The sequence below is a fragment of the Burkholderia sp. Cy-637 genome (assembly GCF_011753175.1).
Lineage (GTDB): Bacteria > Pseudomonadota > Gammaproteobacteria > Burkholderiales > Burkholderiaceae > Burkholderia > Burkholderia gladioli.
This window is the reverse complement of the sequence record NZ_VWWC01000050.1, coordinates 19,550-40,779: the sequence shown is the minus strand read 5'-3', so window position 1 is coordinate 40,779 and position 21,230 is coordinate 19,550. Positions and strand designations below refer to the sequence as shown.

Below are 21,230 nucleotides of genomic sequence, written 5' to 3'. Positions count from 1 at the left end.
CCGAGCGTGGTGCTGGGGCTGGCCATCCGCGGCATCGGCGCCTTCGCGGCCGCCCCCGAAGCCGCGCGCGTGCGTGCCCACGCGCCGCCATGGCAGCCGGTCGCCGCGATCTGGGCGGTCACCGCGCTGATCTACGGCGTGCAGGCCTCGCAGTGGGCGATCGCCGGCTTCGTCGGCGCGCGCGCCGGGCTCGCGCCCACCACCATCGGCGTGCTGCTGTCGGTATCGTCCCTGCTCGGCTTCGTCGGCGCCGCGATTCCCGCGCATCCCGCCAGCCGGCGACATCGCCTGCTGCTGATTGGCGCCGCCCAGCTCGCGATGATCGGATCGATCGAGTGGTTCTTCGGCGCGACCGGCGGCAGCGCCTACTTCCTGAGCCAGCTGGTGCTCAACAGCGCGTTCTTCGTGATCGTGCCCTTCCTGACCGGCATGCTCTCCGACCTCGACCCCGACGGCTCGCTGGTAGCCCGCACGCTGGTGGTCACCTTCTTCGCGGCCGGCATCGGCACGGCGCTGTCCGGCGCGCTGCTCGATCGCCTCGGCGGCACGCGCCTCGCCCACGTGCTGTGCCTGGCGGTGCTGGCCGCCGTGCCCTGCGTGCGGCTCGCGCTGCGCCGCACGCTGCCCGGCAGCGTGGCGCGCGCCTCGCCCTGAACCAACCGATCGCTTCGCCGCGCGGCACCCTGGCCGCCGCGCACCACGAGATTGGCCGCCACGGCCTTGGTTCCGGAAAATTTGGCTTTCTACAGTCATTCCCGGCGGGGCGACATCGCCGGCCCCGGTTCGATGCGGAGTCCAGAATGAATCGTCATGAAGGCATTCGCGCGGCCTGTTGCGCGACGATGGTCCTGGCCTGCGCCGCGGCGCAGGCGCAAAGCGGCGTGACGCTCTACGGCGTGATCGACGCGGGCATCCGCTACGAGACGCACGGCGTGTCCTACGGCGCCGACGGCACGCCGGTCTCGACCGGCCGCAAGGTCTCGATGACCGACGGCGGCGGGCTGACGGAAAGCTACTGGGGCCTCAAGGGACAGGAGGACCTCGGCGGCGGGCTGTCCGCGCAGTTCAACGTGGAAAGCCATTTCGGCCCCAACAGCGGCAGCATCGTGCCGGCCGGCTCGACGAACTTCTTCCAGATCGCCTATGTCGGGCTGACTTCCAGTTCGCTGGGCCAGCTCTCGCTGGGCCGCCAGTACAACGTGCCCTTCGAGATGGTGTCGCTGACCTACGGATCGAACCTGTGGGCGGGCCCGCAGGACCCCTACTTCAACCTGTTCAAGCCCGAGCAGACGATGCTCGCGGCCGCGCGCACCAGCAACATGATCCAGTACGGCGCGCAACTCGGCAGCCTGATCCTGCTCGCGCAGTACGCGCCGGGCGGCCAGGCGGGCAGCGGCGTGCTCGGCAGCCAGCTGGGCGGCGCCGTCGCCTACGTGCCGGCCAAGGGGCCCTTCACGCTCGGCGCCTCCTTCATGCGCTCCTGGGACGACTTCACGCACGGCAAGTTCGACGTCTACACCGGCGGCGGCACCTTGACGATCGGCGACGCGACCGTCAACGCCGGCTACATCGTGAACGCGCGCGACAACGACTTCACCTCGTTCGGCAACGGCCCTTTCAGTCCGACCGATCTCGCCGGGCTCGGCATCATCTCGCCGGAGCAGGTGGTCGATCCGTCGGCGCCGGGCGGCTTCCGCCGCCGCAGGATGGCGCTGGCCGGGCTGGCCTACCGCCTCACCTCCACCTTCACCGCGGCGGCCAACATGTGGTGGACCACCCAGTCCGGCTATACGCCGGACTTCGACGGCCGGGCGCGGCAGTTCCAGTTGATCGCCGGCTACCGGCTGTCCAAGCGCAGCATGCTCTACGCGGAAGTCGACTATGCCGTCTATCGCGGCGGCCTGATCGGCGCGCAACTGGTGGGCGTGAACGGCCAGTCGCCGAGCACCAGCAGCAACCAGCTCGGCGCGACCGTCGGCCTGCGCCACTATTTCTGACGCCGGGCCGCCTGGATGTGGGCAATGGCGGCCGGGGCGACCCGGCCGGGCGGGACGAGTACAATCCATGGAAAAAAACAGGGAGCATCCATGGACGATACCGCCCGTTACACGACGGCGAATCTGCCGGTCCATCTGTTGCGGTGCCTCGCGGAGACAAGCAGGGAACTGGGCATCGATCCCACGCGGCTGTGCCTCGGGCTGGGCTTCGAGGTCGCGGACCTGTCGAACCCCTCGTGCCGGATTTCGCTGCGCCAGGCCAGCACGATGATCCGGCGCGCGATCGAGATGGCGCCGCGCCGGGCGCTCGGCATCGAGCTGGGGATGAGCGAGACGATCGCCTCGATCGGGCTGGTCGGCTACGCGATGCTCACCAGCCCGACGCTGAAGGATGCCATCACGATCGGCCTCGAGCTGCAGCGCCACACCGGCCCGCTGATGCGCTTCGAGCTGGTCTCGGATGCGAGCACGCTGTCGATCCGCGCCACCAATGTGTTCCTCGAACCGGATATCGAGGCCTTCCTGGTCGAGGAGGCCTTCGCCAGCTTCATGAAGATCGGGCGCTCGCTCGCCGGCCCGGCGTTCCAGCCCAGCTGCATCGAACTCAGCTATCCGCCGCCCGCCTATGCCGGGCACTACGAGCAGGTATTCGCCTGCCCGATCCGCTTCGAGCGCGAGCAGAACCTGCTGTCCTGCGATGCCGCGCTCGGCGCGCTGCCAATCGCGACGCACGACCCGCTCGCGCATCGCCAGGTACTCGAATTCCTGCAGGGTGCCCTGCCCCCCGAACCCGAAGGCAGCGAGTTCCTCGAATCGATCGAGCGGATCGTGCGGCGCGACTTGCGGCACGCGCCGACGCTCGCGGCGATCGCCTCGCAACTGTGCATGAGCGAGCGCACGCTGCGACGGCGCCTCGCCGACCAGGGCGTGTCGTATCAGGCGGTGATCGACACGATCCGCAGGAAGCGCGCCTGCACGCTGCTGAGCAACCCGCGCTTCTCGATCGAGGACGTGGCGCACGAGGTGGGCTTCAGCGACGCGCACAACTTCCGGCGCGCGTTCAAGCGCTGGACGGGGCATGGGCCGCGCGGCACGCCTTGAGGCCGGGCCAGCCCGATTGCGCGACTGCGGCGCTCATCGCTCGAAATACGAATCGTCGAGCAGCATGTCCTCGAAGAACGCGCCGAAGCGACGGTCCTTGTCGCGGATATGGATCTCGAGAACCCACAGCTCCTGCGAGGGACGAAATTCGATGCCGGACAAGGGCACGTTGACGATGGCCTTGTGCGGAAAATCGGCGATGCGATGCCCCGGCAAGTCGAAGTTCAGCTCCCAGCCACGCCTCTCTGTACTGGCTTTCGCGAACTCGTAGAGCTGCCTGCCGGTCGCGCCGGTGCTCAGCCAATGGCGGCGCACTTCGTGGAAGATCGCCTTGACGTCCTCGGCGCAGCGCGCCATCTCCTGGTTCGAGCCGGTCACGAAGGTGTCGCCGCCGTCGCCCTCCCAGCGCTGCCAGCAAGGCCCGATGTCGACCAGGAAGATGTCGTCCTCGCCCAGCACGCGGTGCGGGTCGGCCGGCGCGCCGCCGATCTGCACGGTGTTGCTGCCGAAACGGACGTACACGTCGTGCCAGCCTCGCAGCAGCCCCATGTCGGCCAGGATGTCCTTGGCGGTCTCGATCGCCTCGGATTCGGCCATGCCCGGTTGCATGGCGGCGGCGATCGCCTCGACGGCGGCGCGCGTGTGCTCGCGCGCGACCAGCATCTGGGCGGCGTCGTAATGCGGGCCCACGGCCTCGAGCGGATTGTCGTGCGGGTTCATGAGCGATTCGTCTTGCATGGTGGTCCTGGTCAAAAGTCTTTCGGGGGTATGGTCAGCCGCAGGCCTTCGTGTTCGGCTCGCATGTCCAGTTGGCAGGAAAGCCGGTCGAACGGCCCGCTGGCGGCAAGCGCGCCGAGCAGGCGCTTCTCGGCTCTCGAGATCGCCGGCAGCCTCGGCAGGTCCGTCTCGTCGATCCTCACGCGGCAGGTGCCGCATGACTGGTTTCCGCCGCAGATGGCCTCCACGACATGCTCGGCGGCGAGCGCCTGCATCAGCGACGCGCCGACCGGGCAGCGCAGGGATCGGCGCGTCCCGTCGGGCAGCGACACCGCAACCGTGATGCTCGCGTCCGGCGACGCGTCGATCACGGCGGCAGCCGCGGACGCCTCGAACGCATCGAAGAAGAACCTGTCCTCGGGCAGGCCGCAGCGCGATACCAGCCGCTCGCGCGCCATTCGCACCATGGCCGGCGCCCCGCACGCGAACACATACGCGTCGTCGAGCGAGGGATGGGCGGCGGCCGCCACGTCCTGGACGAAACCCGTCGCGCCCTCCCAATCCGGGCTCGTGGTGCGCATGACCGGCACGAAATGGAAATGGCGGTACTCGCGCGCGAGCGAGCGCAAGACGTCGGCCGCGTAGAGATCGCCGGGCCGGTCGCCGCCCCAGTACAACCAGACTTCGTTGCGCACGGCCGTCGCGAGGTGCCTCTCGATCATCGCCTTGAGCGGCGCGATGCCGGTTCCGGTCGCCAGCAGGATCACTTTGGCATCCTGATCGGCCGGGACCCGCCAGATGCAATCGCCGTAGGGCCCGGACAACGCCAGCGTGCTGCCGACCCGGATCTGCTCGCGCAGCATGCGCGAGAACCGCCCCTGCTCGTGCAGGCGGATGTGGAGTTCGATCCTGCCGTCAGCGCGGCAGGGCGAAGCCATCGAATAGGAACGATGCGCGTCCGTGCCCGGCAATGCGATGCTCAGGTATTGCCCTTCCTGATAGTGCAAGGGCGTGCCCACCGGGGACAAACCCAGGATCACGACGGATCCGCCTCGATGTTCGAGGCTCTGTACCAGCGCCTGCATTGAGCCTCCCATGTGGTCATGCTTCCATGGGGTGACTATACGAATCGTCGAGGACCAACTGAAGGACCACTTGCGGGCGCCGGAACTGGACCACTATGCCGCGAAGAACCGGCACGCTTCGGCCAGCCTCTCCTTGCCCTCGCGCGCCTATTGACCTTCAATACCACTTGAACGTTAAGGTCGAACCTCCATCAGGACCGACAAGCAGCGCAACTCGCACCAGGGACCACGCCGATGAACCAACAGCACAGCACGCCGGACTGGATGCTCTACGGAGCGAACGGTTATACGGGGGAAATGATCGCGCGCGAGGCGGCAAGACGCGGGCTCAGGCCGGTGCTGGCCGGCCGCAACCGCGACAAGGTCGAGTCACTGGCCCGGGAGCTGGGCCTGGAGGCGCGCGTGTTCGACCTCGATCGCCCCGGGGAGGTGGCGCGGCAGGTCGACGGCCAGACGCTGGTGATGCACTGCGCCGGCCCGTTTTCGGCGACTGCGGCGCCCATGATGGAGGCCTGCCTCGGCGCCGGGGCGCACTACCTCGATATTTCCGGCGAGATCGCCGTGTTCGAGCATGCCCGGTCGCTCGACGAACGCGCCCGGCAGGCCGGCATCACGATCTGCCCGGGCGTCGGCTTCGACGTGATTCCCACCGATTGCGTCGCGGCCGCGCTCAAGGCCGCCCTGCCGGATGCCACGCATCTCGCCCTCGGCTTCGATTCGAGTTCGAGCTTTTCGCCCGGCACCGCCAAGACCCTGGTCGAGGGCATGCCGCAAGGCGGCAAGGTCCGTCGCGACGGGCGCATCGTGACGGTGCCGCTCGCCCATGGCGTGCGCCGGATCGACTTCGGCAATGGCGAGAAGAACGCCATGACCATTCCGTGGGGCGACGTGTCCACGGCCTACGCCACCACGGGCATTCCCAATATCGAGGTGTTCATCCCCGCCTCGGCCGGCATGGTCCTCGGCGCCCGGCTCGGCAACCTGGTCCGGCCGCTGCTGGGCCTGCGCGCCGTGCAGGACCTGCTCAAGGCACGCATCGGCAGGACCGTCACCGGCCCGGATGCGCGTCGGCGCGCCGGACAGGCCACCTACGTCTGGGGAGAGGTGCGCAATGCGCGAGGCGAGCGCAGGACGGCGCGCGTGCGTACCGACCATGTGTACAGCCTCACCGTCAACGGCGCGCTGGCCGTGGTCGACCATCTGATGCGCACTCCCCCGGCCGGCGGCGCCTACACGCCGTCCAGGCTGATCGGGGCCGGGCTGGTGAGTAGCCTGCCCGGCTCGGGGCCGCTGGAGATCGTATGAAACGCGCGTTCGTCTCGACCGACGACCGCATGCCGGCCGGCAGCGACCGACGTTTCGTACACTTGACTAACGAAGCTGGCCGCCAACGCGATCTCGCCGTCGCCAACCCACGACGGCAAGCGATACCCCCGAGATCACGGCTGCGAGCGACACGTAGTACGCAGGCGCGAGCACATCGCCGCTCGCGTGGATGAACACCTCCGCGATCGTCGGCGCGAAACCGCCGAACAGCGTCACGCCGAGGCTGTAGGCGATCGACAGCCCCGCCGATCGCACGCGCACGGGAAAGATCTCCGACATCAGGGCCGGCATCGGCCCCGAATACGCCGCCTTGAAGATGCCGGCCGCGGCCTGCAGCACGAGCAGCCAGCCCAGGGTGGGATGGCGCTGCAGCAGCGCGAACATCGGATAGGTGAGCGTGGCGAGCAGGATCGAGGTGGTCAGCATGATGCGCACGCGCCCGATGCGATCCGAGAGCGCGCCCATCACCGGCGAGAGCAGGAACTGCAGGCCGCCGTTGAGCACGACCACGCCGAACGAGGTCGCCGCCGCCATGTGGAGCTGCTTGACCGCGTACATCGGCATGTAGAGCTGCAGGATGTACACGCCGACCGTCGATTGCGCGACGATGCCGACCGCCAGCAGCAGGCTGCCCCATTGACGGCCGAGCCCCGGCGCCTTGCCTTGCGGCGCGGCCTGCATGGACTCGGCCCGCTGGTTGGCGAGGAATTCGGGCGTCTCGTCCAGGTGCGAGCGGATGTACCAGCCCACCGGCCCCAGCACCAGCCCGAAGCAGAACGGCAGGCGCCAGCCCCAGGACTGGAGCTGCTCGGGCGGCAGCCACCAGGCCAGCAGCGAACCGAAGGCCGCCGCCAGGATCGCCGCCGCGCCCTGGCTCGCGAACTGCCAGCTGGCGAAGTAGCCGCGCCGGTTCGGGCTGTGCTCGACCATCAGCGCGGTCGCGCTGCCGAACTCGCCGCCCACCGCGAAACCCTGCACCAGGCGGGCGAGCAGGATCAGCAGCGGCGCCGCGATGCCGATCGACGCATAGGGCGGCATGACCGCCATCGCCAGCGTGCCGGCCATCATCAGCGCGATGGCCAGCGTGAGCGCCGCCTTGCGCCCGTGGCGATCGCCGTAGATGCCCAGCACGATCGCGCCCAGCGGCCGCATCAGGAAGGAGATGCCGAAGGTGCCGACGGCCAGCAGGGTCGACAGCCATTCGTCGTGCACGGGGAAGAACACCTTCGCGATGATCGGCGCGAAGTAGCCGTAGACGAGAAAATCGAACCACTCGAGCGCGTTGCCGATCGACGAGGAGAATACGATGCGGCGCATCATGCCGCGGCTGAGCGCGACCTGCTCGGCCGATGTCCCGATATCCATGCCAGTCTTCCCCACTTTGCTTTGTTCTACTCATCGATGGCCGCGCGCCGCGAGCCGGGAACTCCGACTCGCGGCCAGGCGCCGGCCGACTAGAAACCCGCGGCGAGCCCGTCGCGTCGCGTATCGCTCGCGGCCACGTAGCCGCGTTCCGGATCCTCGCGATCGAGCTTCCAGATGAACTGGCCGGAGCCGAAGTCCATGTAGGGGTCGTCGATGCCCTTGATCTCGTGGCCGAGGCCCTGCAGGCCGCGTGCCGTCTGCGCGTCGAAGGTCGACTCGATGTCGAGCGTGAAATCGCGGTTGACCTTCCAGCGCGGCGCGTCGCAGGCGGCCTGCGGCTGCTGGCCGTAATCGAGCATGCGCACCACCGACTGCAGATGCCCTTGCGGTTGCATGTCGCCGCCCATCACGCCGAAGCTCATCACCGCCTCCTGGCGGCCGTTCACCTGCTGCGTGAGGAAGGCCGGGATGATGGTGTGGAACGGGCGCTTGCCGCCCGCCACCACGTTCGGCGAGGCCGGATCCATCGAGAAGCCGCAGCCGCGGTTCTGCAGGGCGATGCCGGTACCGGGCACCACCACGCCCGAGCCGAAGCCCATGTAGTTCGACTGGATGAAGCTCACCATCATGCCGCGCTCGTCCACCGCGGACAGGTAGATCGTGCCGCCCGAGCGCGGCATGCCGAAGCCGAAGTGCGTGGCGCGCTTCGGGTCGATCAGCTTGGCGCGCTCCTTGAGGTAGGCGGCATCGAGCATCTGCTCGGGCGTGACCTCCATCGAGCGCGGATCGGCGACGTAGCGGTAGACATCGGCGAAGGCGAGCTTCATCGCCTCGATCTGCAGATGCTGCGATTCGAGGCTGTCGCGCGGCAACGCGCTCATGTCGAACTGCTCGAGGATGCCCAGCGCGATCAGCGCCGCGATGCCTTGCCCGTTCGGCGGGATCTCGTGGACCGTGTAGCCGCGATAGTCCTTGCCGATCGGCTCGACCCATTCCGGGCGATAGCCGCGCAGGTCGTCCAGCGTGAGCGCCGCGCCGCCCTCGCGCGCGAAGGCGGCGATGCGCTCGGCAATCTCGCCTTCGTAGTAGTCGCGCGGCCCTTTTTCCGCGAGCCGGCGCAGGGTGGCCGCGTGGCCCGGGAAACAGACACGCTCGCTGACTTCCGGCGCGCGCCCGCGCGGCATGAAGGTCTCGGCGAACCCCGGCTGGTTGTGCAGTTCGGGAATCGCGGCCTGCCACTTGCGCGTGACGATGGTCGCCACGGCATGGCCGCGCTCGGCGATCTCGATGGCCGGCTCCATCAGGTCAGCGAACGGCAGCGAACCGAACTTCGCATGCAGCGCCTCCCAGCCGGCGATCACGCCGGGCACGGTCACCGTGTCCCAGCCGCGCTTGGGCTGCTTCGCCAGCCCGTTTTCCTCGCCGTACCTGCGGCGGAAATAATCGACGCTCCAGGCCGCCGGCGCGGGGCCCGAGGCGTTCAGCCCGTGCAGCTTCGCGCCGTCCCAGACCAGCGAGAAGCAGTCGCTGCCCAGGCCGTTGGAGACCGGCTCGACCACGGTGATGGCCGCGGCCGCCGCGATCGCCGCGTCGACCGCGTTGCCGCCCTTCCAGAGCATGCGCAGCCCCGCCTGCGCCGCCAGCGGGTGCGAGGTCGAGACGATGTTGCGGGCGAACACCGGCAGGCGCGGTGTCGGATAGGGGTTCTGCCAGTCGAAGCTCGTCATGGAAGTTCGGATCCCGGTAATGAGGAAGGAGGCGGCACGCATGCCCACCTCGATACCTGGATTATCTTGAACGCGCGGGCAAAAAAATTTAATATTTTTTCTCGACACTTAAATTTAATTTACATGCTCACCTTACGCATGCTGCGCACCCTGCAGGCCGTGGCGCGCAGCGGTTCGTTCGCCACGGCGGCCGAGAAGACCGCGCTCACGCAAGCCGCCGTGAGCCTGCAGATGCGCGGGCTCGAGGAAGCGCTGGGCAAATCGATCTTCGACCGCCGCGCGCGCCAGATCGCGCTCACGCGCGAAGGCCGGGAGATCTGCGCCAAGGTGGAGCACATCCTCGCCCTGATCGACGAGCTGCCCGCCAGCACGGGCGACACCATGCGCGGCTCGGTCACCATCGGCGCGGTGGTATCGGTGATCGGCGGGCTGTCGCTGGCCATCGCGCACCTGAAAAACGATCATCCGGAACTGGAGGTGCGGCTGACCTCGGCACGCTCGAACGAGCTGGCGCACATGGTCGAGGATGGCGACGTGGACCTCGCCGTGGTGGTGGACAGCGCCGAGGGCGCGCTGCACGAGACGCTCGCCTGGACGCCGCTTTACGAGGAGCCGCTGATGCTGGTGACGAGCCGGGAGACGCCCGGCGACGACGCGCGCCGCATCCTGCGCGAGCGTGAATTCCTGCGCTTCGACCGGCGCGTGCCGACCGGCGTGGTGATCGACCGCGCGCTGGCCGAGCTCGGCATCGCGCCGCGCGAATACCTGGAGCTGAACTCGATCGAGACGATCGTCTCGCTGGTGCGCGGCAACGTGGGGGTAAGCGTGCTGCCGGTGCTGCGCGGCGGCGGATGGCGCAGCGACCCGAACCTGCGGCTGGTGCCGCTGCCGGGGCGAACCTTCATTCGCTCGGTGAGCATGGTCCAGCGCAAGGCGAACCGGCAGACCCTGCTCACGCAGACGATCGCGGAGATGTTGCGCCGGTGAGCGGGCGGCGCAAGCCGCATCGGCGGAGGAACCAACCTGCCGGCTAGCGCGTCCCGACGATCGAGGGCTCACCCTCGCCCGAGGTTCCGGCGGGAACGGCTGCCTCCAGGATGGCAGGCACCACGTCCTCCACGCGCTCGGCAAGGATCGGCTGCAACAGGTGCCCGCTATGGATGAAGCCGGCCTCGCGCAGGTGGTCGAGCAGGGCAAGCAGCGGATTCCAGAAACCCTTGGTGTTGACGAGCACGATCGGCTTGCGATGGCGGCCGAGCTGGCTCCAGGTCATGATCTCCACGATCTCCTCGACCGTTCCGATGCCGCCCGGCAGTGCCACGAACGCATCCGAGCGCTCGAACATCCGGTGCTTGCGCTCGTGCATGGTGTCGGTGATCGTCAGGTCCTCGAACATCGTCAGCGATGCCTGGTTTGCCTCGCGATCGATCAGGAAGCGCGGAATGACCGCGCCGACCTCCCCGCCGGCGTCGAGCGCGCCACGCGCCACCGCGCCCATCAGGCCGGTGGTTCCGCCGCCATAGACCAGCTTTAGCCTCGCCCGCGCCAATGCCCGCCCGAGCGCCTGGCTGGCCTCCATGAAGGCGGGATCGGCGCCGGGCGACGAGCCGCAGTAGACACATACCGCTCGAACGCCCCTATCCTCGCCCCGCTGCGAATTGACTTCCTTGTCTGCCATGTTCCTTTCCAATCAGGATGGCGCGAGTCGCGGCGCGGCTTGACCGGATCGGGAGTCGATCGTGCAAGCGCCGCCGGGCAACACGCCCACAAATACGCTACGATGCGTAGCGTTTCGGGCGGAGATTACGCTACGCTCCGTAGCGATGTCAATCGAATGAATTGGGTGTGGATGGAGGCCCGCGGGCCCCGGCGACAAGGAGAATCGACAGGATGACGATGGAGAAAGGACGCGCGGGGCGTGCCAGGAACAACGCGACAACGGCTTCGGTGCAGACGGCGGCGCTGCAGCTGGCGCGCGAACTGGGTCCGAGCCGCGTCACGATCGACGGGATCGCGACGACCTCCGGCGTGGCCAAGACGACCATCTACCGGCGCTGGCCCAATGCCGCCGCGGTGATCATGGATGCCTTCCTCGCGGACATCCAGCCCCATATCGTCTACCCCCGGGGCTCGACGCCGCGCGAAACCTTCCGCAACGTGCTTCGCGATTTCGCGCGCGCGCTCGATCCCTCACGCCGCGAGTTGCTGCGTCACCTGATCGGCGCGGCGCAGTCGGACCCGGAGCTGGCGCGCGAATTCTGGGAGAAATGGATCGGGCCGCGACGCGAGGAAGGACGCAATGCCCTGAAGATGGCGGGCATGTCGCAGCAGGAAGAGGCGGTCATGATCGACCTGCTGTTTGGTGCCTTCTACTATCGCTTGCTGATGCCCTATGCCGAGATCGACGATGCGTATATCGACCTGGTGGTGCGGATGGTGATTCCGGAAACGGCTTGATCGATCGGGCCTGGCCGCTCGGATGGGATTGCGGGAGCAATCCAGGCCGCGACGGATCGCAGGCAAGCGGCGCCGCTGCCTGCGCGCCTCGCGTGCCGGCAGCGGCGGCTCCGATCACCAGCGATGATGGACGTGCGGCGCGATCAACTGATCGTAGATCCGCCGCGCCTGTTCCATGCTGTCCTCGGGCAGCGGGGCCAGCGCGCTCGCCTCGGCATTGCCCTTCGCCTGCGCGGCGTTCTTCGCGCCGGGGATGACGACCGACACGGCCCGCTCCATCAGGATCCAGCGCAGGGCAAACTGCGCCATCGTCGCGCCTTGCGGCACATGGGGGCGCAGCGCCTCGACGGCTTCCAGGGCAACCTCGTAAGGCACGCCGGAGAAGGTTTCGCCCACGTCGAAGGCTTCGCCGTGACGGTTGAAATTGCGGTGATCGTCGGCCGCGAAGCTCGACTGCGCCGTGAATTTGCCGGTCAGCATGCCGCTGGCCAGCGGCACGCGCACGATCATCGCGACATCGCGCGCAATCGCCTCGCGGAACAGCAACTGCGCCGGCCGCTGCCGGAACAGGTTGTAGATGAGCTGGACCGACACCAGGTTCGGATACTCGATCGCCTTCAAGGCCTCCTCGACGCGTTCGACCGACACGCCGTAATGGCGCAGCTTGCCGGCCGCGACGAGTTCGTCGAGCGCCTCGAACAGTTCGGGGCGGAAATAGGCGTCCGTCGGCGGGCAATGCAGTTGCAGCAGATCGAGCGTATCGACGCCGAGATTCTCGCGGCTGCGATCGATGAAGGCTTCGAGATTGGCCTTCGTATAGCCTTCCAGCACATGCGGATCGAGCCGGCGCCCTGCCTTGGTCGCCACGATCGGACGCTGGCCTCCGCGCTCCTTGAGCACCTCGCGAATGATCCGCTCCGAGCGGCCGTCGCCATAGACGTCGGCCGTATCGATGAAATCGACCCCGGCGTCGAGCGCCGCATGCAGCGCCTGGCGCGCATCCGCGTCAGAGACGTCGCCCCATGCGCCGCCGATCGCCCAGGCACCGAAACCCACTTCCGAAACGTCCCAGCCGGTGCGGCCGAAACGGCGATGAGAAACCTGCATGACAACTCCGATAGGAATGAACGACGGGGGGACGAGGTCGGGACGACCGCGCGGATTTTGCTTCGGGATTCTGACACGCCGACTCATGAGTTGCGCTCAACGGCGCGAGTGATGCCGGCGGCTTGCGCGAGGCGTGGAGGTTCGATCACGGATCGCGGCGCGATGGAACGTGTTCGCCAATTGCCCTACTTCTTCGCCTGCATCGCCGCCAAGCCTGCGCCGAGTCTCTAGAGTAGGAGCCGCCATATCAGAATGACTTTTGACTTTCACGAACACGACTCATGTCTTCTCATTTCCCCAAGTCGAATCCGGTCTACAACCCCTATACCAGCCATCCGTCGCACGATCCGCAATCCGCCACGCAGCATGCGTCGCCGTCGGTCTCGGGCGAGCCGTCCGCGCGGCCGAACCCCTATGGTGCCCTGCCACCGTCCATGCGCTCGCAGCGCAGCAGCACGTCCTCGAGACCTCCGCGGCACGCGCCTCCCGCCCATCATTCCCAAACCGGCATCCATCATTACCCGCCGCAGTCACAGACCGCGCCGGCTGTCCGGTCGCGCTCCTGGATCAGCCGCCTGTGCTGCTTGTCCGATCCCGCCCACGATACGAGTCCGCCGCAACAGGCTCAGCGGCCTGACCTGTCGAATATCCAGCACATCGGCAGGGAACTGGCCCAGCAACGCACCCGCGATGCCTTGCTGCCCTTCCTCGGCAATCGCTACAACATGGGCCAGGTGGCGGACTCGGTAGGACAGGAGATCGGCGAGGGTGTGTGCTACGGGCTGAGCATGGAATGGCTCGCCAATCGTCGATCAGGCGCCGCCGGGCAGAACGCCGACAGCCTGGCCGCGCTGCGCTCCCCGGCGGCCCTGGGGAGGGCCCAGAACGTGCAAAACAACTACGTCAGCTATCAGCAGAGCATCCAGTCGGTATCGCACGATCCCTCGGTGAGAACCGACATGGCGATCACGGAGATCTTCCGCCAACAAGGCGTCCAGGTCAGCCGCGCGACGGACCTGTTCAACGGCGAATCGATGCATGCCCTGACTCGCGCACCGGGAGACTATGTCGTCGGCCTCATCGGCTTCGGCACGGGCCATGCCATCACGGTCCACCGACCGGCGCGCAACGAGCGCGACCAGCGGCTCACCGTGTTCGACTCCAACATGGGCGAGTTCAAGGTATCGCGCCGCGACGAGGAGTATTTCTTCGACGCGATGCAGGCTCGCTACAACGTCATCGGCGAGAGGTTTACACACGCCTCGGCTTATTCGATTCCGTGAGCGTCGGCGCGACGTCGACGTAGCCGGCCCCTGATCGATGGTGGTTGGAGGAGCTCCGGAGGATGCCGCGAGCCGCCGGCGACGGCGACGGCGACGGCGACGGCGACGGCGACGGCGACGGCATGGTGGCACCAAGCGCCCTCCCGCCCGGCATCGAAGCAACGACGCCAGCAATCGAAGCGCTTCTTCAACAGGCCATCGAGATCGCAATTTCCAACGCGCTCGCCGCGCTCAGGCGCTTGCGATGTTGGCGCCTCGGACAAACCCCACCTTCCGGCCACGCGCATCGATCATGTGGCGCATCAGCGCATTTCGACGAGGTGAGCTGGCATTACCTAGCGGGGCCTTGCATTCCAACGAAACGCAATCAGCGGTTATCCTTTCGGAGGTTATTTTCGAACAGTGCTGACAAGTCTCACTGGGGGCGGCATGAAGGGCTTGAATCGCAGGCTGATGGCAGGTATTCCAAGCGTGACGCCCGAGCACGCGGTCGAAGTATTTAATGCCAGCGGCCAGTTAATCGATATGATTGGCGCCGATGAACTGACTCATTCGGACTTCGGTGCCGTCTATGAACGACTCGTCGGACTTCACTTCGAGGCTGCGGGCTATCTGGTCGAGTATCGCGGCGCAACGCTTGGTTTCTACGACCAAGGAGTGGACCTAGTCGCCCGTAAGGGATCCGAGGCTCGCTTTATCCAATGCAAGTCAAATACTCGTTCTCTGAGCAGACAGCAGGTGGAGTGGATTCTCTACAAGGCATCCGAGTACATCGACAAGCATGCGCACGGTCCAGATCAATTCTTCGAATTGGTGATTCCGTCGATGACACGGGTTTTCCCCACGAAGCCGGGAAAACAAAGCGGCAAGGTGAAATCGAATCTGTCGAAGCGACAATTCCTGCTCCACAATCAGCGGCAGAAGCGGGTTCGCCTCGTGATCACCGAGATTCCCTTTACCTGTTTTGAACCACCTGAAACCGACACCACACCGCTCTCTAATCTGGCAACGACCTGTCGCGATTCCAAATGATCTACCTCGAATGACCGATGGGCCCTTGGCCATTGATGGGCCAATTAATAGGCTGAAAAAGAAAAAGCCCCGCAAGTCCGAAAACTTGCGGGGCTTTGTCACCGCCTATTGGCGGAGACGGAGGGATTCGAACCCTCGATCCAGGTTTTGGCCCAGATGCTCCCTTAGCAGGGGAGTGCCTTCGACCTCTCGGCCACGTCTCCCAAACTTTCGCTCGCGCCAGGGAGGCAGCGCGACGAGAACGAAATTCTATCTGCTCATTGGGCCCAGGTCAAATGTTTCGGCACGCTTTTTTTGCCTAAACCACAACCCGCTTCCAAGGAGCCGCGCGGCCGAAGACGGCCGCGCGCTCGAATCCGCGAAAACCCCGCGAACTCAGGCCTGGTCCAGCTCGAACGCCTTGTGCAGCGCGCGCACGGCCAGCTCCATGTACTTCTCGTCGATCAGCACCGAGATCTTGATTTCGGAGGTCGAGATCATCTGGATGTTGATGCCCTCTTCCGACAGCGTGCGGAACGCCGTGCTCGCCACGCCCACGTGCGAACGCATGCCCACGCCCACCACCGAGACCTTCGAGACCTTCGGGTCGCCCAGCACCTGCTCGGCGTTGACATGGCCCTTGACCTGGTTGGTCAGGATGTCCATCGCCTTCTGGTAGTCGCCGCGGCCGACCGTGAACGTGAAGTCGGTCTTGCCGGCCACGCTCTGGTTCTGGATGATCATGTCGACGTCGATGTTCGCGTCGGCCACCGGGCCGAGGATCTGGTAGGCGATACCCGGCTTGTCGGGCACACCCATCACCACGATGCGGGCTTCGTCGCGCTGAAATGCGATGCCGGAAATGACTGCCTTTTCCATGGTCTCGTCTTCTTCAAAAGTAATCAGGGTGCCCGACTTCATCTCTTCGTCGAGCGCAATCAGGGGATCGGTCAGGCTCGACAGCACACGCGTCTTCACGCGGTACTTGCCGGCGAATTCGACCGAGCGGATCTGCAGCACCTTCGAGCCGAGGCTGGCCATTTCCAGCATCTCCTCGAAGGTCACGCGGTCGAGCCGGCGGGCACCGTCGACCACGCGCGGATCGGTCGTGTACACGCCGTCGACGTCGGTATAGATCAGGCACTCCTCGGCACCCAGCGCCGCCGCGACCGCGACCGCCGAGGTGTCCGAGCCGCCGCGGCCCAGCGTGGTGATGTTGCCTTCCGGATCGACGCCCTGGAAGCCGGTGATCATCACCACCTTGCCCGCCGCGAGATCCTTCTTGACGCGCGCATCGTCGATCGACTGGATGCGTGCCTTGGTGAATGCGCTGTCGGTCTTGATGGGCACTTGCCAGCCCGCGTAGCTGACGGCCGGGACGCCGATTTCCTGCAGCGCGATCGCCAGCAGGCCGACGCTGACCTGCTCGCCGGTCGAGGCAATCATGTCGAGTTCGCGCGGATCGGGCTGGCTCGAGATTTCCTTCGCGAGACCCAGCAGGCGGTTCGTTTCGCCGGACATCGCCGAGGGCACGACCACCAGCTGGTGACCGGCCTGATGCCATTTCGCGACGCGTTTCGCGACGTTCTTGATGCGCTCGACCGAGCCCATCGAGGTGCCGCCGTATTTATGTACGATGAGTGCCATTGTCGTTCAGAACAGGAGATTGACCGCGCGGGCGCACTGCGCCGGAAGCCGCGCTGCCGTTCGGTCTCGCGGCTTTTGGCAGGGGGACGACGGGAAAAACGGCGGGAACAGTACGCTGGCGTGGCGGATTTGCCCGGTCGGCGGATCAGGCCGCGCAAACCGGGTACGTCACGCGGAAAACCTGCACAAAATGCTCGAAAAATCGAGCCGAGCAAACGCTTGAGCGTACTCTATCGAGGTCCGCTTGACAAGCGAGCCGCATTGATCCGACACCTTTAAAAAACGGGCGCCGCTGCAAATCGGCATTTTTGTTATCGCCCCGGCCCCATTTAATTCAGGCCATCAGCAGATCGGGGCGCCACTCGATCTGGCGGCGCGCGCCGCCGCCCTGCCCGGCCTCGGCGCCGGCCGCCTCGGGCGCGCGATTCAGGCCGATGCGCGGCACGAACAGGAGCGTCTGGCCGACATGCAGCAGCGGCACGTCGCGCTGCCAGGCGGGCACGCCGCGCTCCTGGAACAGGTTCTTGAGCGTGCGCGAGGGGCCGCCGGCGGACATCCGCAGGCGTTCGCCGCCGCTGCGCGCGAGCACCATCAGCGGCGCCTGCGCGAGCGTGGCCTCGGCCACGCTGTTCTCCACCTGCCCCGCCTCGGCCGTCACCGGCCGGAACACGAAGCTGCCGCGCCAGGCCGGCAGGTGCCAGACCTCCTGGCCGCGCCAGTCGAGCCGCGCCACGGGGCGCTCGGGCGAGGTGCCGTCGTCGGGCGGATCGGCACTGTCGCCGGCCTCCCAATACACCTCCTCGCGATACAGCCTCAGGCACTGTCCCGCATGATCGATCCGCAGCGCATGCGACACCTGCGTCGCGCGCAACTGCTTGATCATCTCGGCCAGGCGCGCGGCCGATGCGCCGGGCAGGCCGAGCGTGCGCATCCAGTGGCGCAGCAGGTTGGCGCCGCGCTCGTCGTCGAGCGCGAGCAGGCGCTCGCGCGACAAGGCGCGGCCCTCGTCCCGGGCGATCTCGGCGAGATCGCCGGCGGCCAGCGCGTCGAGCAGCCGCTGCGCGGCCGCCGCATGCTGCGCGGTACGCGCGAGCGCGTCGCGAAAACCGGGGAAATGCACCGACAGCGCCGGCAGCACCTCGATGCGCAGCGCATTGCGCGTATAGCGCGTGTCGGCATTGGATTCGTCGTCGATCCAGCGCAGCCGGCGCGCCTCGGCATAACGCTCGAGCTGGGCGCGCAGCAGATGCAGCAGCGGGCGCACGCGCACCATGCTCGCCTCGGCGGGCAGGTAGCGCGGCGCCATCGCGGCGATGCCGGCCAGGCCCGCGCCGCGCAGCAACTGCAGCAGCACCGTCTCGGCCTGGTCGTCGGCATGCTGGGCCAGCCACAGCGCCTGCGCGCCATGCCGCTCGCCCATCGCGTCGAGCGCGCGGTAGCGCACCTCGCGCGCGCTGGCCTCGACGCCGAGCCCGGTGCCACGCGGCACCTCGACGCGCTCGACATCGAAACGCACGCCGAGCGCAGCCGCGGCCGCCTCGGCATGCGCGAGCCACGCATCGGCGTTCGGGCTCAGGCCGTGATGGACATGCAGCGCCACGCAGCGCTCGGCGCCGGCGACGCGCGCGGCGGCTTCGAGCAGCACGGAGGAATCGAGCCCGCCGCTGTAGGCGATCGCGATCGTCGCGTGCTCGGGCAGCTCGCCCAAAGCAACGCGGACCGCGTCGAGTACGACGCGGTCCGCGTTGAGGTCATTCGGAGGAATCATCGGCATCACGCGCGAGGCACGTGGAAGACGGGGCTCAGATGCCCGGCGTGGTTTCCTTGTACTTGCCGTAGGCAAGCAGGCGTTCCAGGCGACGCTCGCGCAGCGCATCGATGCTCATGCCCTGGAACTGTCGCAGCGTATCGGCCAGCGCACGGCGCAGCAGCGCGGCCATGCCCTTCGGATCGCGATGCGCGCCGCCGAGCGGCTCGTTGACGATCTTGTCGATCAGGCCCAGCGCCTTCAGGCGGTGAGCGGTCAGGCCCAGCGCCTCGGCAGCCTCGGGTGCCTTGGCCGCGCTCTTCCAGAGGATCGAGGCGCAGCCTTCCGGCGAGATCACCGAGTAGGTGGAGAATTGCAGCATCAGCACGGTATCGGCCACCGCGATCGCCAGCGCGCCGCCCGAGCCGCCCTCGCCGATGATGGTGGTGATGATCGGCGTCTTCAGCTCGGCCATCACGTACAGGTTGCGGCCGATCGCCTCCGACTGGCCGCGCTCCTCGGCGCCGATGCCGGGATACGCGCCCGGCGTATCGACGAAGGTGAAGATCGGCAGGCCGAACTTCTCGGCCAGGCGCATCAGGCGCTCGGCCTTGCGATAGCCTTCCGGACGCGGCATGCCGAAGTTGCGCGCCGCGCGCTCCTTGGTGTCGCGCCCCTTCTGGTGGCCGATCACCATGCAGGGATTGCCGCTGAAGCGCGCCAGGCCGCCGATGATCGACTGGTCGTCGGCAAAGGCGCGGTCGCCATGCAGTTCGTGGAAATCGGTGAACAGCTCGCTCACGTAATCGAGCGTGTAGGGACGCTGCGGATGGCGCGCGATCTGCGAGACCTGCCACGGCGAGAGGTTCGCGTAGAGGTCCTTGGTCAGTTGCTGGCTCTTCTTCGACAGCCGCTCGATCTCTTCCGAAATGTCGACGGCCGAATCGTCCTGCACGAATCGCAGTTCCTCGATCTTGCCTTCCAGTTCGGCGATCGGCTGTTCGAAATCCAGAAACGTGGTCTTCATGTATGGGAGTCCTAGGTCGTGCGGCAGCGCGTATTCTAACCGCGCTGGTTCGCATCAAAATCGACTCGAAACTATCGAGCCGATTTAATCAATAGCAAAAACGGATCAAGCGTCACCGGATTCCGGGTCAAGGCTGCGCCACATGTACCAGGTTGCGACAGTACGCCACGGTTCCCAGTTGGCTGCGACCTCGCGCGCCTCGCTGCGCGTGACGGGTTCACCGCTGAAGTAGTTGACGCTGATCGCGCGGATCAGGCCGGGGTCGTCGAGCGGCAGCACGTCGGGCCGCGACAGGTTGAAGATCAGGAACATCTCGGCGGTCCAGCGGCCGATGCCGCGGATCTGCGTGAGCTCGGCGATCACGTCCTCGTCTTCCATCGAGGTCCATTTGTCGACGTGCAAGGCGCCCGAAACAAAATGCTGGGCCAGGTCGATGATGTATTCCGACTTGCGCTTGGACAGGCCGCAGGCCGCGAGCTTCTCCAGGCCGAGGCGGATCACCTGCTGCGGCGCGAGCTTCGGGCAGGCGGCTTCGATCGCCGCCCACACGGCCTGCGCCGAGCTCACCGAGATCTGCTGGCCGACCACCGAGCGCGCCAGCGTGACGAAGGGATCGCCGCGCTTGACCAGATGCGCCGGGCCGAATTTCGGAATCAGCTTCTTGAGGATGCGATCGCGCTTGACGAGATCGGCGCTGGCCTTGTCCCAGTACGGGGGGCGCACCACTTCCTCGGCCTCGGCGGACGACTCCGGCAAGGCCGCCTCGTTCGCACGGGCCTTGCGCGCGGCGCCGTCGACGAGCTCGGCCGGCGCGTTGGCGCGCACGCGCCGCTCGAACAAGGGCGCCTCGGCGCGATCGGCCTGATGCCAGACCACCAGGGTGCCGTTGTGCTGGAAGAACACCGGCTCGGGCAACTCGGCCAGCCACTGCGGCCAGCGCGCCAGCGAGGCCGCGCCCAGCTCGGTGATCAACAGCTCGGCGCTGGCCGCCTCGGCCAGGGGCGCGAGCATCGCGGCGGCCACCCAGGCGGCCGCGCCCGTACCGGCCGCGTCGCCGCGCTCGTAGAGCGCAACGCGCATGCCCAGCCCCGCCAGCCGCCAGGCGATCAGGCGGCCGACCAAGCCGCCGCCCAGCACGGCGATATCGGGGCGCTCGCCGGCGGCGCGGCTCATCGCACGTGCTCCGCCGCGAGGTCGGCGCGACTGCCGTCGCCGGCAAGCACGCGAACGCAAGCCGGCCACGGCGGGCAGCACCGCGAAGCATCGGAATCAGGGAAAAACGGCTGGACGTGAAGAACGGGCATGGGCTCCTTCCGTGACGCGCGAGGGCGTGATCGAACGGACGAAACCGGCGGCCTGGGCCGACCGGGCGGCGCCCATGTCGAACCATCGCAATGGATGGCAAGAGCATGGCGACAGCGTGGAAACAGCGCGCGACCCGGTGGTATCGGAAACTTCCCGCGCCGGTATTACCCGGATCGGGTGCGAAGGGTCTCTCTCAGCCTTGCCGCCGCATCGCCCGAGGTCCGTTTCCGGCTCCGGCGGGCAGCAAAGCACCCCTGTTTCGTCAGGCGGCCATTAGACCACAGAAGCCCGAACGCCCGCAAACGACGCCGCCCCATCGCGCGGCAGG

Annotated in this window: 18 protein-coding genes, 1 tRNA gene, 1 pseudogene and 1 riboswitch; of the genes and pseudogenes, 9 read left to right on the top strand and 11 right to left on the bottom strand. The window is 67.2% G+C overall.

Annotated elements, in window-relative coordinates:
* From F3J10_RS15745 to F3J10_RS15735, 3 genes and pseudogenes are all read left to right on the top strand, one after another.
* Positions 1-654, top strand: a pseudogene (locus tag F3J10_RS15745) (MFS transporter); the annotation flags it as partial.
* Positions 655-800: 146 nt separating this feature from the next.
* Complete coding sequence (locus F3J10_RS15740; RefSeq protein WP_167242443.1) at positions 801-1,997, top strand: porin; 1,197 nt, start codon at positions 801-803, stop codon at positions 1,995-1,997.
* A gap of 90 nt (positions 1,998-2,087) precedes the next feature.
* Positions 2,088-3,098, top strand: coding sequence for an AraC family transcriptional regulator (locus tag F3J10_RS15735; RefSeq protein ID WP_167242442.1), 1,011 nt, complete (start codon positions 2,088-2,090; stop codon positions 3,096-3,098).
* Between the two features lie 33 nt (positions 3,099-3,131).
* On the opposite strand, the gene F3J10_RS15730 is transcribed toward F3J10_RS15735, so the two are convergent.
* Together F3J10_RS15730 and F3J10_RS15725 are read right to left on the bottom strand one after the other, a co-directional pair.
* On the bottom strand, positions 3,132-3,818 hold the full coding sequence (locus tag F3J10_RS15730) for a M24 family metallopeptidase (protein ID WP_240155602.1): 687 nt from the start codon (positions 3,816-3,818) through the stop codon (positions 3,132-3,134).
* A 29-nt stretch (positions 3,819-3,847) separates the two neighbouring features.
* Entirely contained in the window at positions 3,848-4,900 is a 1,053-nt protein-coding gene (locus tag F3J10_RS15725) for an FAD-binding oxidoreductase (protein ID WP_167242440.1), read from the bottom strand.
* A 31-nt stretch (positions 4,901-4,931) separates the two neighbouring features.
* On the opposite strand from F3J10_RS15725, the gene F3J10_RS36530 reads away from it, so the two are divergent.
* Positions 4,932-5,054: a hypothetical protein gene (locus F3J10_RS36530; protein WP_275691126.1), complete on the top strand. Its 123-nt coding sequence runs from the start codon at positions 4,932-4,934 to the stop codon at positions 5,052-5,054.
* 80 nt (positions 5,055-5,134) lie between these two features.
* The gene (locus tag F3J10_RS15720) at positions 5,135-6,205 is read left to right on the top strand and encodes a saccharopine dehydrogenase NADP-binding domain-containing protein (protein WP_167242439.1); all 1,071 of its coding nucleotides are present in this window, start codon (positions 5,135-5,137) and stop codon (positions 6,203-6,205) included.
* Between the two features lie 66 nt (positions 6,206-6,271).
* Here the strand turns inward: F3J10_RS15720 and F3J10_RS15715 are convergent, their stop codons facing one another.
* Positions 6,272-7,591, bottom strand: a complete 1,320-nt coding sequence (locus tag F3J10_RS15715) for an MFS transporter (protein ID WP_167242438.1) — start codon at positions 7,589-7,591, stop codon at positions 6,272-6,274.
* An 89-nt stretch (positions 7,592-7,680) separates the two neighbouring features.
* Positions 7,681-9,318, bottom strand: a complete 1,638-nt coding sequence (locus F3J10_RS15710) for a gamma-glutamyltransferase family protein (protein WP_167242437.1) — start codon at positions 9,316-9,318, stop codon at positions 7,681-7,683.
* 123 nt (positions 9,319-9,441) lie between these two features.
* Here F3J10_RS15710 and F3J10_RS15705 point away from each other — a divergent pair, with 123 nt between their 5' ends.
* Positions 9,442-10,305 (top strand): LysR substrate-binding domain-containing protein, encoded by an 864-nt coding sequence (locus F3J10_RS15705; protein ID WP_166913357.1) that lies wholly within the window; start codon positions 9,442-9,444, stop codon positions 10,303-10,305.
* Positions 10,306-10,348: 43 nt separating this feature from the next.
* Here the strand turns inward: F3J10_RS15705 and F3J10_RS15700 are convergent, their stop codons facing one another.
* Positions 10,349-10,996: a TIGR00730 family Rossman fold protein gene (locus F3J10_RS15700; protein ID WP_166913356.1), complete on the bottom strand. Its 648-nt coding sequence runs from the start codon at positions 10,994-10,996 to the stop codon at positions 10,349-10,351.
* Positions 10,997-11,208: 212 nt separating this feature from the next.
* On the opposite strand from F3J10_RS15700, the gene F3J10_RS15695 reads away from it, so the two are divergent.
* A complete protein-coding gene (locus F3J10_RS15695; RefSeq protein ID WP_167242436.1) occupies positions 11,209-11,775 on the top strand; it encodes a TetR/AcrR family transcriptional regulator in 567 nt (188 codons plus the stop codon).
* A gap of 114 nt (positions 11,776-11,889) precedes the next feature.
* On the opposite strand, the gene F3J10_RS15690 is transcribed toward F3J10_RS15695, so the two are convergent.
* Positions 11,890-12,882, bottom strand: coding sequence for an aldo/keto reductase (locus F3J10_RS15690; protein WP_166913354.1), 993 nt, complete (start codon positions 12,880-12,882; stop codon positions 11,890-11,892).
* Between the two features lie 281 nt (positions 12,883-13,163).
* On the opposite strand from F3J10_RS15690, the gene F3J10_RS15685 reads away from it, so the two are divergent.
* Together F3J10_RS15685 and F3J10_RS15680 are read left to right on the top strand one after the other, a co-directional pair.
* The gene (locus F3J10_RS15685) at positions 13,164-14,165 is read left to right on the top strand and encodes a YopT-type cysteine protease domain-containing protein (RefSeq protein WP_167242435.1); all 1,002 of its coding nucleotides are present in this window, start codon (positions 13,164-13,166) and stop codon (positions 14,163-14,165) included.
* 429 nt (positions 14,166-14,594) lie between these two features.
* Positions 14,595-15,197, top strand: a complete 603-nt coding sequence (locus F3J10_RS15680; protein ID WP_155419983.1) for a restriction endonuclease — start codon at positions 14,595-14,597, stop codon at positions 15,195-15,197.
* A gap of 109 nt (positions 15,198-15,306) precedes the next feature.
* On the opposite strand, the gene F3J10_RS15675 is transcribed toward F3J10_RS15680, so the two are convergent.
* The 5 genes from F3J10_RS15675 to F3J10_RS36665 form a co-directional block, all read right to left on the bottom strand.
* Positions 15,307-15,400, bottom strand: a tRNA-Ser gene (locus tag F3J10_RS15675).
* 172 nt (positions 15,401-15,572) lie between these two features.
* Positions 15,573-16,823, bottom strand: coding sequence for an aspartate kinase (locus F3J10_RS15670; protein WP_013698592.1), 1,251 nt, complete (start codon positions 16,821-16,823; stop codon positions 15,573-15,575).
* Between the two features lie 334 nt (positions 16,824-17,157).
* Positions 17,158-18,591: a tRNA lysidine(34) synthetase TilS gene (tilS, locus tag F3J10_RS15665; RefSeq protein WP_167242434.1), complete on the bottom strand. Its 1,434-nt coding sequence runs from the start codon at positions 18,589-18,591 to the stop codon at positions 17,158-17,160.
* 34 nt (positions 18,592-18,625) lie between these two features.
* Positions 18,626-19,597: an acetyl-CoA carboxylase carboxyltransferase subunit alpha gene (locus F3J10_RS15660; RefSeq protein WP_013698595.1), complete on the bottom strand. Its 972-nt coding sequence runs from the start codon at positions 19,595-19,597 to the stop codon at positions 18,626-18,628.
* A gap of 105 nt (positions 19,598-19,702) precedes the next feature.
* Complete coding sequence (locus tag F3J10_RS36665) at positions 19,703-20,770, bottom strand: FAD-dependent oxidoreductase (protein WP_167242433.1); 1,068 nt, start codon at positions 20,768-20,770, stop codon at positions 19,703-19,705.
* A gap of 265 nt (positions 20,771-21,035) precedes the next feature.
* A riboswitch (TPP riboswitch) is annotated at positions 21,036-21,168 on the bottom strand.
* Between the last annotated feature and the right edge of the window lie 62 nt (positions 21,169-21,230).

What these genes read in the sequence shown, in the direction of transcription:
- F3J10_RS15740 (WP_167242443.1), top strand. Translation starts at nt 801, where the DNA reads ATGAATCGTCATGAAGGCATTCGCGCGGCCTGTTGCGCGACGATGGTC.
- F3J10_RS15735 (WP_167242442.1), top strand. Translation starts at nt 2,088, where the DNA reads ATGGACGATACCGCCCGTTACACGACGGCGAATCTGCCGGTCCATCTG.
- F3J10_RS15730 (WP_240155602.1), bottom strand. Translation starts at nt 3,818, where the DNA reads ATGAACCCGCACGACAATCCGCTCGAGGCCGTGGGCCCGCATTACGAC.
- F3J10_RS15725 (WP_167242440.1), bottom strand. Translation starts at nt 4,900, where the DNA reads ATGCAGGCGCTGGTACAGAGCCTCGAACATCGAGGCGGATCCGTCGTG.
- F3J10_RS15720 (WP_167242439.1), top strand. Translation starts at nt 5,135, where the DNA reads ATGAACCAACAGCACAGCACGCCGGACTGGATGCTCTACGGAGCGAAC.
- F3J10_RS15715 (WP_167242438.1), bottom strand. Translation starts at nt 7,591, where the DNA reads ATGGATATCGGGACATCGGCCGAGCAGGTCGCGCTCAGCCGCGGCATG.
- F3J10_RS15710 (WP_167242437.1), bottom strand. Translation starts at nt 9,318, where the DNA reads ATGACGAGCTTCGACTGGCAGAACCCCTATCCGACACCGCGCCTGCCG.
- F3J10_RS15705 (WP_166913357.1), top strand. Translation starts at nt 9,442, where the DNA reads ATGCTCACCTTACGCATGCTGCGCACCCTGCAGGCCGTGGCGCGCAGC.
- F3J10_RS15700 (WP_166913356.1), bottom strand. Translation starts at nt 10,996, where the DNA reads ATGGCAGACAAGGAAGTCAATTCGCAGCGGGGCGAGGATAGGGGCGTT.
- F3J10_RS15695 (WP_167242436.1), top strand. Translation starts at nt 11,209, where the DNA reads ATGACGATGGAGAAAGGACGCGCGGGGCGTGCCAGGAACAACGCGACA.
- F3J10_RS15690 (WP_166913354.1), bottom strand. Translation starts at nt 12,882, where the DNA reads ATGCAGGTTTCTCATCGCCGTTTCGGCCGCACCGGCTGGGACGTTTCG.
- F3J10_RS15685 (WP_167242435.1), top strand. Translation starts at nt 13,164, where the DNA reads ATGTCTTCTCATTTCCCCAAGTCGAATCCGGTCTACAACCCCTATACC.
- F3J10_RS15680 (WP_155419983.1), top strand. Translation starts at nt 14,595, where the DNA reads ATGAAGGGCTTGAATCGCAGGCTGATGGCAGGTATTCCAAGCGTGACG.
- F3J10_RS15670 (WP_013698592.1), bottom strand. Translation starts at nt 16,823, where the DNA reads ATGGCACTCATCGTACATAAATACGGCGGCACCTCGATGGGCTCGGTC.
- tilS (WP_167242434.1), bottom strand. Translation starts at nt 18,591, where the DNA reads ATGATTCCTCCGAATGACCTCAACGCGGACCGCGTCGTACTCGACGCG.
- F3J10_RS15660 (WP_013698595.1), bottom strand. Translation starts at nt 19,597, where the DNA reads ATGAAGACCACGTTTCTGGATTTCGAACAGCCGATCGCCGAACTGGAA.
- F3J10_RS36665 (WP_167242433.1), bottom strand. Translation starts at nt 20,770, where the DNA reads ATGAGCCGCGCCGCCGGCGAGCGCCCCGATATCGCCGTGCTGGGCGGC.